Source organism: Bradyrhizobium sp. Leo114, from assembly GCF_055229415.2.
On record NZ_JBUYEN020000024.1, the window covers coordinates 23,565 to 36,552 of the forward strand.

Annotated in this window: 10 protein-coding genes; 1 reads left to right on the forward strand and 9 read right to left on the reverse strand. The window is 63.1% G+C overall.

The window, feature by feature from the left end:
- Nucleotides 1-164: 164 nt before the first annotated feature.
- On the forward strand, nt 165-1,469 hold the full coding sequence (gene gltA / locus ACZIRK_RS26630; protein ID WP_028162745.1) for a citrate synthase: 1,305 nt from the start codon (nt 165-167) through the stop codon (nt 1,467-1,469).
- A 94-nt stretch (nt 1,470-1,563) separates the two neighbouring features.
- Here the strand turns inward: gltA and ACZIRK_RS26635 are convergent, their stop codons facing one another.
- The 9 genes from ACZIRK_RS26635 to dxr all read right to left on the reverse strand — a co-directional run bounded on the left by ACZIRK_RS26635 (nt 1,564) and on the right by dxr (nt 12,986).
- Nucleotides 1,564-2,898: a carbohydrate porin gene (locus ACZIRK_RS26635; RefSeq protein WP_245475042.1), complete on the reverse strand. Its 1,335-nt coding sequence runs from the start codon at nt 2,896-2,898 to the stop codon at nt 1,564-1,566.
- 339 nt (nt 2,899-3,237) lie between these two features.
- Nucleotides 3,238-4,425, reverse strand: a complete 1,188-nt coding sequence (gene lpxB, locus ACZIRK_RS26640) for a lipid-A-disaccharide synthase (protein ID WP_165435554.1) — start codon at nt 4,423-4,425, stop codon at nt 3,238-3,240.
- Nucleotides 4,425-5,282 (reverse strand): LpxI family protein, encoded by an 858-nt coding sequence (locus ACZIRK_RS26645; RefSeq protein WP_130229734.1) that lies wholly within the window; start codon nt 5,280-5,282, stop codon nt 4,425-4,427. The genes lpxB and ACZIRK_RS26645 overlap by 1 nt, the downstream gene beginning before the upstream one ends.
- A 19-nt stretch (nt 5,283-5,301) precedes the next feature.
- A complete protein-coding gene (gene lpxA / locus ACZIRK_RS26650) occupies nt 5,302-6,099 on the reverse strand; it encodes an acyl-ACP--UDP-N-acetylglucosamine O-acyltransferase (protein ID WP_130229733.1) in 798 nt (265 codons plus the stop codon).
- A gap of 156 nt (nt 6,100-6,255) precedes the next feature.
- A complete protein-coding gene (gene fabZ / locus ACZIRK_RS26655) occupies nt 6,256-6,714 on the reverse strand; it encodes a 3-hydroxyacyl-ACP dehydratase FabZ (protein WP_028162751.1) in 459 nt (152 codons plus the stop codon).
- Nucleotides 6,714-7,781, reverse strand: a complete 1,068-nt coding sequence (lpxD, locus tag ACZIRK_RS26660) for a UDP-3-O-(3-hydroxymyristoyl)glucosamine N-acyltransferase (protein WP_028162752.1) — start codon at nt 7,779-7,781, stop codon at nt 6,714-6,716. The genes fabZ and lpxD overlap by 1 nt, the downstream gene beginning before the upstream one ends.
- Nucleotides 7,782-7,813: 32 nt before the next feature.
- Nucleotides 7,814-10,393 carry an outer membrane protein assembly factor BamA gene (gene bamA, locus ACZIRK_RS26665; protein ID WP_130229731.1) on the reverse strand — a complete coding sequence of 860 codons (2,580 nt, stop codon included), beginning with the start codon at nt 10,391-10,393 and terminating at the stop codon, nt 7,814-7,816.
- Nucleotides 10,394-10,568: 175 nt separating this feature from the next.
- The gene (gene rseP / locus ACZIRK_RS26670; protein ID WP_130229730.1) at nt 10,569-11,720 is read right to left on the reverse strand and encodes an RIP metalloprotease RseP; all 1,152 of its coding nucleotides are present in this window, start codon (nt 11,718-11,720) and stop codon (nt 10,569-10,571) included.
- A gap of 42 nt (nt 11,721-11,762) precedes the next feature.
- Nucleotides 11,763-12,986 carry a 1-deoxy-D-xylulose-5-phosphate reductoisomerase gene (dxr, locus tag ACZIRK_RS26675; protein WP_028162755.1) on the reverse strand — a complete coding sequence of 408 codons (1,224 nt, stop codon included), beginning with the start codon at nt 12,984-12,986 and terminating at the stop codon, nt 11,763-11,765.
- Nucleotides 12,987-12,988 lie beyond the last annotated feature (2 nt).

The following is a 12,988-nucleotide window of genomic DNA, read 5'->3' on the forward strand; positions in this document are numbered from 1 at the left end:
GCCCCCTGCCATGCCCCTCCGAGGGTCCACCTTGCAGCGCACAGGGCAATAAGCTACGCATTCCGCGAGGCCTTCTAGACAATCCGGCTTGTCCCGACATCCGCCGTAGAAACGGCAACTCGGGCAGGCTCGATTTTCGCAACAAATTCATCGGGGACTACACGATGGACGCACAATCCAGCAGCAAAACAGCTACCCTCACGATCGGCAACAAGACCTACGATTTCCCGATCCTGAGTGGCACCGTCGGCCCTGATGTCATCGACATCGGCAAGCTGTACAACCAGGCCGGCGTGTTCACCTACGACCCGGGCTTCACCTCGACGGGGAGCTGCCAGTCCAAGATCACCTACATCGACGGCGACGCCGGTATCCTCGAATACCGCGGCTATCCGATCGAGCAACTCGCCGAGCACGGCGACTTCCTGGAGACCTGCTATCTCCTGCTCTACGGGGAGCTTCCGACTCCGGCGCAAAAGAAGGATTTCGACTACCGCGTCACCCATCATACGATGGTGCACGAACAGATGGCGCGCTTCTTCCAGGGCTTCCGCCGCGACGCCCATCCGATGGCGATCATGGTCGCTGCCGTCGGCGCACTCGCCGCGTTCTACCACGACTCCACCGACATCAATGATCCGCAGCAGCGCATGATCGCTTCCATGCGCATGATCGCGAAGATCCCGACGCTGGCGGCGATGGCCTACAAATACACCATCGGCCAGCCCTTCATGTATCCGAAGAACTCGCTGAAGTTCGCCGAGAACTTCCTCAATATGTGCTTCGGCGTGCCTTGCGAGGAATACAAGATCAACCCGGTGCTCGCCGACGCGCTGGAGAAGATCTTCATCCTGCACGCCGACCACGAGCAGAATGCGTCGACCTCCACGGTGCGCATCGCCGGCTCTTCGGGCGCCAACCCGTTCGCCTGCATCGCGGCCGGCATCGCCTGCCTGTGGGGCCCGGCGCATGGCGGCGCCAACGAAGCCGCGCTGAACATGCTGTACGGCATCGGTAAGGTCGAGAACATTCCGGACTTCATCGCCAAGGTGAAGGACAAGAACAGCGAAGTCCGCCTGATGGGCTTTGGCCACCGCGTCTACAAGAACTACGATCCACGCGCCAAGATCATGCAGAAGATGTGTCATGCCGTGCTGAAGGAGACCGGTCACGGCGACGATCCGATGCTGAAGGTGGCGATGGAGCTGGAGAAGATCGCGCTCAGCGACCAGTACTTCATCGACCGCAAGCTCTATCCGAACGTGGACTTCTATTCGGGCATCACGCTGAAGGCGATGGGTTTCCCGGTCGACATGTTCACCGTGCTGTTCGCGGTCGCCCGCACCGTCGGCTGGATCAGCCAGTGGAGCGAGATGATCGAAGATCCGCAGCAGAAGATCGGCCGTCCGCGCCAGCTCTACACCGGCGTCGCCCGCCGCGAATACGTCCCGATCGACAAGCGGAAGTAAGCTTCAAGCTTTCTGCGAAATTCGAGGCGGCGCCATCGTTCTGATGGCGCCGTTTTGTTTGCCGCGGGCTGCGATCTCCGCCGCCGACGGCTCGCTAATACGCGATCGTGCTGCGTACGCCGATCAGTGCCCCGCTCTTCACCGGCGAATTCGGCAAGATCGGATCGGGAACGTGTCCACCGGGATGGACGATGTATTCAAAGACAGGCTGAAGCGTCCAGCCTGGCTTGATCTGAGCCTGGTAGGAGAGCTCAATCGTGAGCTCGAAATCTCTAAGCGGCTGATGGACTCCAGTCAGGTCGATGATGTCGCGATCGAGCGCGCGCGCCCGATCGGATATATGCGCGCAGATGAACGACGCTCCGAACTTGTCGTCAGGTCTGCCGGGCAGCAGTCCTGAGAACACGATTCCGGTGTCGACGAAGAAGTCGATCAGGTTGCGATCCGATGGAGTGCCCGAGATCCGGCTGAACACGGCGATGCCGCTTGCGGCATCCCCGCCCTCGGGGCGCCAGATCTGCTGATCAATGATGCCGTAGATGCCGCTCGACCCGCGAAACAGACGAGCGTTCCCGCTGCTGAACGGGCTCGCCTGCGAAAGGCCGGCATCGTCGAACCTCATGTCCGCGAACATCCCGAAATGGTGCCATCCGCCAAGCCGCAGCGTGCCGGCCAGCCCGCGCGAATCCTTGTCCTGATTGTAGCGATACTGCAATTCCCCCATCAGCAAGGGCGGATCGTTCACGCGGAAATTGGTGCCGGCGCGATTGACGGTCGCCTGCCCGCCTGGATCGCCGTTGAACAATCCGACCAGGGTCGTCCAGCTCGGGCTGGGATCGAATTTCAGCCGGATGCCGGGCGTTGCGAGAGGATAAGCGGGACCGCCACTCGGCAAATTGCCGCCGGCGATTGTCGGCCAATCGCTGCTGATGAGCGTCTTGCTGTAGTCGCTGACGAAGAACTCGGTGTCCGCCGCAAGCTGGCCGAGGCGGATGCTGAAGCGATCGTCGAACAATTTCTGCTCCAGCCATAGCTCGGACAACCGTGTCGACGGAACAGCCTCGATGTTGCTGATCGTGATCAGGCTCTCGAAATGCTGGTCGCGCAGCCCCGCCGTATGATGAATCTGGAAGGCGTTGGCGAAGAAACCCAGCCCTGACCACCCCGCGAGCTTCTCCAGGTCGGCCGCGACGAAGGCCTCGAGCTTGCCCTCATAGAGCCCACCGCGCCGCACGCCTCCGGACAGATTGCGCAACGCTTCGCCGGTGTAGATCAGCCCATAACTGATCCCGCGTTCCGCGAGCCATTTGCGCACGCCGGTGGGATCGCCCTCGTCCGGCAGGCTGGTCGCCATCGACGACGGGGGAATGCCGTTCAGCGAAGCGGCGTCGTCAGCGGCGGCAGGCGCGGAAACCAGAAACGCAGCCACCAAGCCCACCACCACTGACACCTGGGATCGTCGACTGGAACCAGGGAGATGCAATTGCGATGCATTTGCAATTTCATTGCGGACCACTCTTAAATCGTCGATCTTACGCCGCACTCCCACAGTCGCCCCACCCCAGTTGCGAGCTACTCGCAATCAGGATTGACATAAGCGGTTCCGCTAGGCAAGCTTCATGCAACTAAGTCGCAACTGCAATAAGCTGCGGAGCCTTGCTTGGGGCCAAGCACGGCTCGAGCGCGACCGACCGTAAGGCTCATAGGGATGGATGAAGACGAACCAGATGCCGGCGTGCTGGCCGGGTGTCTTGAACGACGGGCTAATTTAGTTCGTCTGCCGGCCGTTCCGCATTGTCGCCAGCACGATGTCGGCGGCGCGAACGCTTGGCGGCTGGTCGCCGGTCGACATGATCGCGTCCATCGTGGCGAAGGCCTCGATCTGGCTGCGGCGCAGCGCGGAATCCGCGAGCACCTCGCCGAGCGCCTGCGACAGCTTTTCGGGCGTCGCGTTCTCCTGCAGGAATTCCGGGATCACCTCCCGGCCGATCACGAGATTGGCCAGGATCACCGATGGCACGCGGATCGCGCGGCGCAGGATGAAGGCCTCGATGGCGCCGACGCGGTAGGCCGTCACCATCGGAACGCCTGACAGCGCCAGCTCCAGCGTCACGGTGCCGGATTTGGCGAACGCGGCATGTGCGATCCTGAACGCGGCGCGCTTCTCGCTCTCGCCGACCACGATCTGCGGCTTGACCTGCCAGCCCTGCACACCCTCGCGGATCACAGCTTCCAGATGCGGCATGGTCGGAAGGACCGGCTCGAACACAACGCCGCTTGCGCGCAATTGCGCCAGCGTTTCGCCGAACAGCGCGAGGTGATGCCTGATCTCGCTGCGCCGGCTCCCGGGCAGCACCAGCAGGACCGGCGGCTGCGCATCGCGCCGCTTTGCTTCCTCGTCGTTCGGCCGCAGCGAGGCAAACTGCTCGGTCAGGGGATGGCCGACATAGCTGCAGGGCGGCCCGCGCAGCTTGCGATATTCTTCCGGCTCGAACGGCAACAGCGCCAGCACGTGATCGACATAGCCGAGCATCGCGCGCGCCCTGCCCGGTCGCCAGGCCCAGACCGACGGCGACACATAGTCGACGATCGGAATGGTAGGATTGCGCGCCCGGACGCGACGGGCGACGCGATGGGTGAAGTCGGGGCTGTCGATGATGACCAGCACGTCCGGCGCCGCATCGATCACGGCATCCGTAGCGTGTCGGATCAATCGCAGGATTTTCGGCAACTGCTGCACAACAGCGGCAAGGCCGACAATCGAAAGTTCTTCGATCGGAAACAGCGACGTGAGGCCCTCGCGCGCCATCATGCGGCCGCCGACGCCGGCAAACTGCACGGCATCGCCGAGCCGCTGGCGCAGCACCTTCATCAGCGCCGCCCCGAGGCGATCGCCGGATTCCTCCGTCGCGATCAGGAAGATCTTGCGCGTGATGTCTGGGGCGCGGCCGTGCATCAGCTTGGCACACCGACGACGAACAGCCGTCTTGCGTCCGCAGCCTCGATCATCGCCTGCGGTTCGGCGGCAAGCGTATTGCCGGCAATGACGGCAATCCCGGCAAGGCCCGCTTTCGCGGCGCCCTCGACCGTGCGCGGCCCGACTGTCGGCAGATCGTAGCGCAGATCCTGGCTGCTCTTGGGCGCCTTCACCAGCACGCCGCGACCGCTCGGGGCACGGATGCGGCCGTCGGCACGCAGCCGCGCCACACGCGCCAGAAGCCCGTCGGTGCCCTCGATGTCCTCGACCGCGACCACATGCCCGTCGATCACAACCGCAGCCTGGCCGATGTCGAACGGACCGAGCGCGGCAAGCACCTCGCGCCCCCTTGCAATGTCGGCGCTGGCGTTGCCAGCCGGCGTCGTGCGCGTGATGCAACCTGCGGGCATCAGCAGATCCGGGGCGACATCCTTGATCCCGACCATGCGAAATCCATCCTGCTCGAGAATGCGGCCCACCCCCGATAGCAGATGATCGTCACCGCCTCGAAACGCGCGGATGACGTTTGCGAGAACACGGAGCGTCTTCAGATCCAGCCGGATTTCCGACAGCGCCGGCCGCATCAAGGTGCCGATGAAGATCAGGTCGCGGCAGCCCTCCTCGCGAAACAATCTGGTCGCCCGCCCGAGCTGGCCGACCGAAATCCAGCGGTGGCGGAAACCCTCGACACGGACCGGATCGCACGCACCGCGCAATGCGAACAGCACCGGCGCGATACCGCGTTTGGCAAGCGACTCCGCAACCGCAAACGGCATGGTGCCGCCGCCTGCGATGACGCCAACTGGAGAGGAAATCGCTGGAGCCGCTGACGTCATGGCTCGGGCGCCCCTCGCATCAGTGCTTGCCGTCGACAGCCGGAAGACAGAGCGGCCGCTTGCCTTTGCCGATGAAGGCGAGGATTTCGGCGATCGCCGGATCCTCGGCGGCCAGCGGCTGCACCGCGGCCAATCGCTCGGCGAAGACGCCCTCGCCATGGAATAGCTTCTGGTAGAAGGCGCGGACGGTCACCAGCCGCTCCCTGGTGAACTTGCGGCGCTTCATGCCGATGATGTTGAGACCTTCGAGCACGGCATACTGGCCGTTGGCGAGGCCGAACGGGATGATGTCGTCGCGCACGCCGCAGACGCCACCGACCATCACCTGTCGCCCGATCCGGGTGAACTGGTGCACGGCCGAAAGCCCGCCGATATAGACGAAGTCCCCGATCTCGCAGTGACCGCCAAGCGTGGCTGATGTCGCAAAGATCACATCATTGCCGACCATGCAGTCATGACCGACATGGCTGTTGTTCATGAAATAGCCGCGGTCGCCGACGCGCGTCAGCCCGCCGCCTTTCACCGTGCCGATGTTCATCGTCACACCTTCGCGGATGGTGCAGCCGGTGCCGATCTCAAGCCGCGTCGGCTCTCCGCGGTAGCTCAGATCCTGCGGCGGTCCGCCCAGCACCGCAAACGGCGAGATCACGCATTCCGCGCCGATCGACGTATGGCCGGAGACGGTCACATGCGCATCAAGCTTGCAGTTCGCGCCGATCGCGACGTTGGGGCCGATGATGCAATAGGGGCCGATCGAGGTGCTCTCGCCGATCACGGCGCCATCCGCAATCCGCGCGGTGGGATCGATCATGCTCATTACGACAGGCCCGCTACTGGTTGATGCGCAAGCGCGCTAAACAATCGAATTTTCCGGCTGTTAGCGCGACATTGCCCGGCATGTCCAGTGACGTATGATGACTGCATATTGCAGCGCGCGGTACACGGGACGAAGATTGAAGGCGCGCCGAGCCGATCAATCCGTCAGCATCGCGCCGACATCGGCTTCGGCGACGATCTGACCGTTGACCTTGGCGTCGCCGTGAAACCACCACATGGTCTTGCGGCGGCCGATCGAGCGCATGTGGTACTCGATGGTGTCGCCGGGCATCACGGGCTTACGGAATTTGCACTTGTCGATGGTGAGGAAGTAGACCGCGCGCGGCTTCTCGGTGCCCTCCACCGACTTGATGCCGATCACGCCGGCAGTCTGCGCCATGGCCTCGATCATCATCACGCCGGGATAGACGGGACGTTCGGGAAAATGCCCGAGGAACGATGGTTCGTTGTACGTGACGTTCTTGACCCCGATGCCGCTATAGTCGGCGCGGATGTTGATGACCCGGTCGATCAACAACATCGGATAGCGGTGCGGCAGCGTCTTGAGGATGTCGTTGATGTCCACAAGCTCGAACCTGACCGGTGACTCCTCCATCACTCCCTTTCCTCGCCTTTCGAATTCGGCGCACCGTCACGCACCAGGCGCTCCACCGCAAGGATCTCCCTAAACCACTGTTTGGTCGGTTTGGCAAAGTGACCGCCCCAGCGGCCGTTGGCTGGAATGTCGTCCTTCACGGCACTCATCGCGGTGACCTGGGCGCCGTCGCCGATCTTCAGATGGTTGTTGATGCCCACCTTGGCGCCCAGCGCGACATTGTCGCCAATGGTCAGGCTGCCCGCGAGCCCGATCTGGGCCGCCAACAAGCAGTGCCTGCCGATGGTCACATTGTGGCCGATCTGGACCTGGTTGTCGACTTTAGTACCCTCGCCGATCACGGTGTCACGCAGGCTACCGCGGTCGATGGTGGAACCGGCGCCGATCTCGACATTGTTCTGGATCAGGACCCGACCGGTCTGCGGCACCTTCAGATGGCCGTCGGGCCCGAAGAAGATGAAGCCGTAGCCGTCCTGGCCGATGTTGCAGCCGGGATGGATCAGCACGTTGTTGCCGATCAGCGTGTTCTGGATCGTCGTCTTGGCGCCGACATTGCAGTCGCGTCCGATCTTGACATCGGCCCCGATCACGGCGCCCGCCCCGACGACAGTCCCCGAACCGATCTCGACCCTGGCCCCGATCACGGCCAACGGGTCGACGATCACGCCGTCCTCCAGATGCGCCGTGGGGTCGATGATCGCCGACGGCGCGATGCCTTCGACACCGAACCACGAGCCCGGCCTGAGCGCGTCGCTGTGCCATTGCCGGGCCAGTTGCACGAAGGCGTGGAACGGCTTTGCGGCCCGCAACACGGCCACATGGGCAGGCACGTCCGCCTCGAAGCGCGGGCTGACCAGACAAGCGCCGGCCTTGGTTGCGGCGAGCTGGTCGACATATTTGAGATTGTCGAAAAACGTCAGATGCATCGGGCCAGCCTCGTCGAGCGAGGCAAGCCCCTTGATCACATGATCGCCCCTGGCGGGATCGACCAAATGCGCCTTCGTCAACGCGGCGATGTCAGCCAGCGTCGACGAAGGGGGACTCTTGAAGAAGATCGGCAGCGCCATTCCATCCGTCGCAGTGCGGCCGACGATCGCGGTTAGAACGATGTTCCGCCGCCAAACTTGAATTGCTGCACGCGATCGAACTGACCCTTGGTAAGTGGGACCGCGTAGTCGAACCGCAGCGGACCGAACGGCGATTGCCAGATCAGGCCGACACCGACCGAGGTGCGGACGACGTTACCATTATCGTACTGCAGTCCGAGGCAGGTTCCAGGATTGGACGGGACCACCCCATTGCCGACAGTTGGCGGAATGCAGCCCGGCACGTTGACCTCGCCCGTCTGCGCCCACGACGTCGGTCCCTTGTAGTCATAGAGACCACCGGCGTCAGCATAGATCGACCCCTTGAGCCCGACTTCCTTCGGCAGGAACCAGAACGGCATCTGCAATTCCGCCGACACGCCCCAGTACTTGGTGCCGCCGAGCGCGTCCATCGTGCCGAACGGGTTGATGTCGCGCGGACCAATGCCGTTCGGAGCAAAACCGCGGACCAGGTTCGGACCCATCTGGAAGTGGTCGAGCATCCGGATCTGATCGTTGCCGACCTGGTTGAGAATACCACCCTGGGCATGGATCAGGCCGACGATATCGGCGACCAGCGGGGTGTAGTACTTCACGTCGATCGCGGACTTGATGTAGCTGACGTCGCCACCGACGCCGGCGAAGTCCTGCTTGAAGTCGACCAGCAGGCCGTCCGTCGGGTTCTTGTTGTTGTCGAGCGTGTTGTAGTTGAGCGAGTAGCCGAGCGCCGACGTGAGCGTCTTGCCGCCCTGCAACTCCTTGCGGACCGGCAGCGAAGCTTCGCCGTCGCTGTAGCACCACAGGCCGAGTCCGGAGCTGTCGGTGGCGCTCTGGCCCCCAGCCGTAGCAGTGCCTCCCGCAGGAATTCCGTTCAATTGCGCGAAGGCCGGCGACGGGTTGAAGGCAAGCAGGCCGTTGTTGGGATTGTTGTTACAGTTCGCGAGCTGGTACGGCAGGCTGATCTTCTGCTGATAGATCGAGTAGCGGAGCTGCAACGCGAGGTCTTCACGCAGGCTGAAGCCTAGCCGCGGGCTGAAGCCGAGCGTTTCGGTACCGTACGAAATGTAGCTGTTTGCGAGTTGCTGGCGCTGGTACAGGTCGAGACCGAGCGCGACGCGATAGTCGAGCAAATACGGCTCGACGAACGACAGCGAGTAGCCGCGCGCATATTGTCCGTAGGTCACCGACGCCTTCGCAAACAGGCCTCGTCCCAGGAAGTTGCGTTCCGAGATACTGACTTCGGCGAGCGCACCGTCCGTGGTCGAATAGCCGCCCGAGACCGAGAAGTCGCCGGTCGACTTCTCCTCGAGATCGACGACCAGGACGACGCGGTCGCTGGACGAGCCCGGCTCGGTGGTGATCTTCACGCTCTTGAAGAAGTCGAGGTTCTTCAGCCGCCGCTCGGCGCGGTCGACCAGGGCGCGGTTGTAGGCGTCACCCTCGGAGAGATCGAACTCGCGGCGGATCACGTAGTCGCGGGTGCGGGTATTGCCGCGAATATTGATACGCTCGATATAGGTCCGCGGGCCCTCGTCCACGGCGAACACGATCGAGACCGTGTGATTCTCGAAATTGCGATCGCCGCGCGGCCGCACGACGGCGAAGGCGTAGCCGCGCCGCGAGGCTTCGATCTGCATTTCCTCAACCGATTTCTCCAGCGCCTCGGCGTTGTATAGAGAGCCGACGGAAACACGCGAGAACGAGCTCAGCGAGTTCGGATCCAGCGTCGCGATCGAAGACTGGTAGCTGACGGACGCCACCCGATACTGCTGTCCCTCCTCGATCTTGAAGGTGACGAGGAAGCCCTTCTTTTCGGGATCGTATTCGGTCAGCGCGGCCACCACCTGCACGTCGGCGAAGCCGTGCTTGAGGTAGAAACGGCGAATCAGGTCGCGGTCGGCCTCGACCCGATCGGGATCGTAGGTGTCGGCGCCGCCGAGGAAGCTCAGCAGGTTTGATTCGCGGGTCTTGATGACGTCGCGCAGGCGATAAGAGGAATAGTAATTGTTGCCGATGAACTCGATCGACCGGACACCGGTCTTCTGGCCTTCGGTGATGGTGAAGATCAGGTCGACGCGGTTGTTCGGCTGCTCGATGATCTCCGGGTTGACGCGCACGTCATAGCGGCCAGAACGGCGGTAGATTTCGACGATACGCTGGGCATCGGACTGCACCATCGGGCGCGAGAAGGTACCGCGCGGCTTCGACTGGATTTCAGCCGAAAGCTGGTCGTCCTTGATCTTCTTGTTGCCCTCAAAGGCGATGCGGCCGATCACGGGGTTTTCGACCACGGTGACGACGATCCGGCCGCCGGCGGGCGTGATTCGAACGTCCTGGAACAGGCCGGTCTCGATCAGCGCCTTCAGGCCATCGTCGATGTCAGCCTGGCTCAGGCGCCCGCCCGGACCCGGCTTGAAGTAGGAGCGGATGGTCTCGACCTCGACACGGCGGTTCCCCTCCACCGTGATCGATTCCACCGTCTGCGCAACGGCAGGCGCAGACACAAACATTGCCGCCAGCGAGGCAGCTACCGGCACAGCGAACATGATCAGAGCGGCAAGCAAGCCCCCCCGCACTCGCATTCCAACAATCATGCGCACCGCGCCCTTATCATTCCACGGCCGGCCCGTTCCCCAACGGACCGGCAGATTCCCAACCTTGCTGCACAGCTTGTAGCCAATTTTGTTACGTCGGCAACCGACTGACGGCTGTGCAATTCCATTTTCATTCCAAGACGTTGCCGTTAGGCAACGCCACAAAAAAGCCGTTTCACGATGCCGCGAGATGGAGAATGTCGTTGTAGGTCGCGAACACCATCAGCATTAGCACCAGAGCGAGGCCGATTCGGAACCCCATTTCCTGAGCGCGTTCAGACAACGGCCGGCCGCGGATCGCCTCGACCGCATAGAACAGAAGGTGACCGCCATCGAGCAGCGGTACCGGGAACAGGTTGAGAAGCCCGATCGAGATCGAGAGCACGGCGGCAAGGTGAATCAGAGCGGCAATGCCGATGCTGGCGACCTGGCCCGAGATTCGCGCGATCCCAAGCGGCCCGCCGACCTGGTTTGCCGCCTCGCGCCCGGTGAACACACCGCCGATATAGGACAGTGTCCGATCGACCACGAACCAGGTCTCCTTCACCCCGAGCCAGAGCGCGGTGGCGGGATCGACCCGCTCGGTCACTTGCTCGCCCGGAGCGGTGGCGCGGGTGATTCCCAGGATGCCCTGTCGGTGGGTGTTCCCGAAGGGATCCTTGATGTCGCGAAGCTCAGGCGTCGCCTGCAACTGGATCGTGGAACCGCTGCGTTTGACGGTGAAAGTCAGCTGATCGCCGCCGTGGATGCTGACGACCCGCTGCATGTCCGAGAAGCTGCCGATCGTAGTACCGTCGATCGCGGTGATGACGTCACCGACCTGGAAACCGGCGACCGCCGCGGCACTTCCCGGCTCGACCTTATCGACCTGCGCCGTGGTGCTCGGCTTGCCGAAGAAGGTGAACAGGCAGGTGAAGATCACGATCGCCAGGATGAAATTGGCAATCGGGCCGGCGGCGACGATCGCCGCGCGCGGCGCGACCTTTTTGTGATGGAAGCTGCCCTTCCGCTCCTCCGCCGTCATGCCCGAGAGGGTCTCGGTCGAGGGCGTGGAAGCTTCACTGTCATCGCCGAAGAATTTGACATAGCCGCCGAGCGGAATCGCGGAGAGCTTCCAGCGCGTGCCATGCCGGTCGTTGAAGCCGAACAGCTCCGGCCCGAAGCCGAGCGAGAAGGTCAACACCCTGACGCCGACCCAGCGGGCGACCAGGAAATGGCCGAGCTCGTGAAAGAAGACGACGATGGTCAGGACAAATAGGAAGGGAACCACATAACCGACGAGCCCGTGGCTCAACGTGTTGAAACCATGTACGAAAAACTCGGTCATTCAGTTCCCCTCAACCAGGGCAACAGGCCCGGTTCCAACCCTCTAAGATGCCTTTAAGGCAATTTGAGGCAATAGGGAGGCAGCCCTATTTCTCGCGTTATGGTCAACGGAAATCGCATCATCTGCCGATGTCAGAGGCGCCAGATTGCCGGACCTGATCCAGTCGTCCAGGGTCGCCTCCACCAGCCGCGCGATCGCGCCGAACTTGATCTTGCCGGCAATGAAGGCGGCAACCGCCACCTCATTGGCTGCATTATATACCGTGGTCGCGCCCCGACCGGTCCTTAACGATTCGTAAGCCAGCCGTAGCCCCGGGAACCGCTCGAAATCCGGCGCCTCGAAGGTCAACTGGCCGATCTTGGCCAGGTCGAGCTTGGCTGACGGCCCGACTATGCGATCGGGCCAACCGAGGCAATGCGCGATCGGAATCCGCATGTCGGGCGTCCCGAGCTGGGCGACCACCGAACGGTCCGAGAACTCCACCATGCCATGGATGATCGACTGCGGATGCACGAGCACGTCGATCTGATCCGGTGTCAGCGCGAACAGATAGGAGGCCTCGATCACCTCGAGCCCCTTGTTCATCATCGAGGCCGAGTCGATCGTGATCTTCTGGCCCATGCTCCAGTTCGGATGCTTCAGCGCCTGCTCGAGGGTGGCTTGCTCGATGTCGGCGGGAGCCCAGGTGCGAAACGGACCGCCGGAAGCGGTGATGATCACCCGCACCAGCTCCTCGCGATTGCCGGAGCTCAGCGCCTGAAACAGCGCGTTATGCTCGGAATCGGCCGGCAGGATGCAGGCGCCCGCCTTCAGCGCGCGCTGCATGAAAAAATCGCCGGCGCAGACCAGGCATTCCTTGTTGGCGAGCGCGACCGTCGCTCCGCGATCGACCGCCGCGAGCGCGGGCTTCAGGCCCGCTGCGCCACTGACCGCCGCCATCACCCAATCCGCCGGCCGTGCGGCCGCCTCGATGATCGCGCTGTCGCCGGCGCCGCATTCGATACGGGTGCCCGCCAGCGCATCCTTCAATTCGGACAACTTGCTCGGATCGGCCACGGCCGCAAAACGCACGTTGAATTCCCGGGCGAGCTTGGCCAGGGCCTGCGCATTGCCGTTGGCGGTCAGCGCCTCGACGCGGAAACGGTCGCGCGCACCGCGCAGCAAGTCCATGGTGCTGTCGCCGATCGAGCCGGTGGCGCCCAGCACGGTCACCGTGCGGACCGCGGAGGCCGCAGCCTTGTTGTTTCGCAATGGGACAGCACTCATTT

Excerpts from the sequence above, each read along its gene's own strand:
- gltA (WP_028162745.1), top strand. The coding sequence starts at position 165 with ATGGACGCACAATCCAGCAGCAAAACAGCTACCCTCACGATCGGCAAC.
- lpxB (WP_165435554.1), bottom strand. The coding sequence starts at position 4,425 with ATGCACGGCCGCGCCCCAGACATCACGCGCAAGATCTTCCTGATCGCG.
- ACZIRK_RS26645 (WP_130229734.1), bottom strand. The coding sequence starts at position 5,282 with ATGACGTCAGCGGCTCCAGCGATTTCCTCTCCAGTTGGCGTCATCGCA.
- lpxA (WP_130229733.1), bottom strand. The coding sequence starts at position 6,099 with ATGAGCATGATCGATCCCACCGCGCGGATTGCGGATGGCGCCGTGATC.
- fabZ (WP_028162751.1), bottom strand. The coding sequence starts at position 6,714 with ATGGAGGAGTCACCGGTCAGGTTCGAGCTTGTGGACATCAACGACATC.
- lpxD (WP_028162752.1), bottom strand. The coding sequence starts at position 7,781 with ATGGCGCTGCCGATCTTCTTCAAGAGTCCCCCTTCGTCGACGCTGGCT.
- bamA (WP_130229731.1), bottom strand. The coding sequence starts at position 10,393 with ATGATTGTTGGAATGCGAGTGCGGGGGGGCTTGCTTGCCGCTCTGATC.
- rseP (WP_130229730.1), bottom strand. The coding sequence starts at position 11,720 with ATGACCGAGTTTTTCGTACATGGTTTCAACACGTTGAGCCACGGGCTC.
- dxr (WP_028162755.1), bottom strand. The coding sequence starts at position 12,986 with ATGAGTGCTGTCCCATTGCGAAACAACAAGGCTGCGGCCTCCGCGGTC.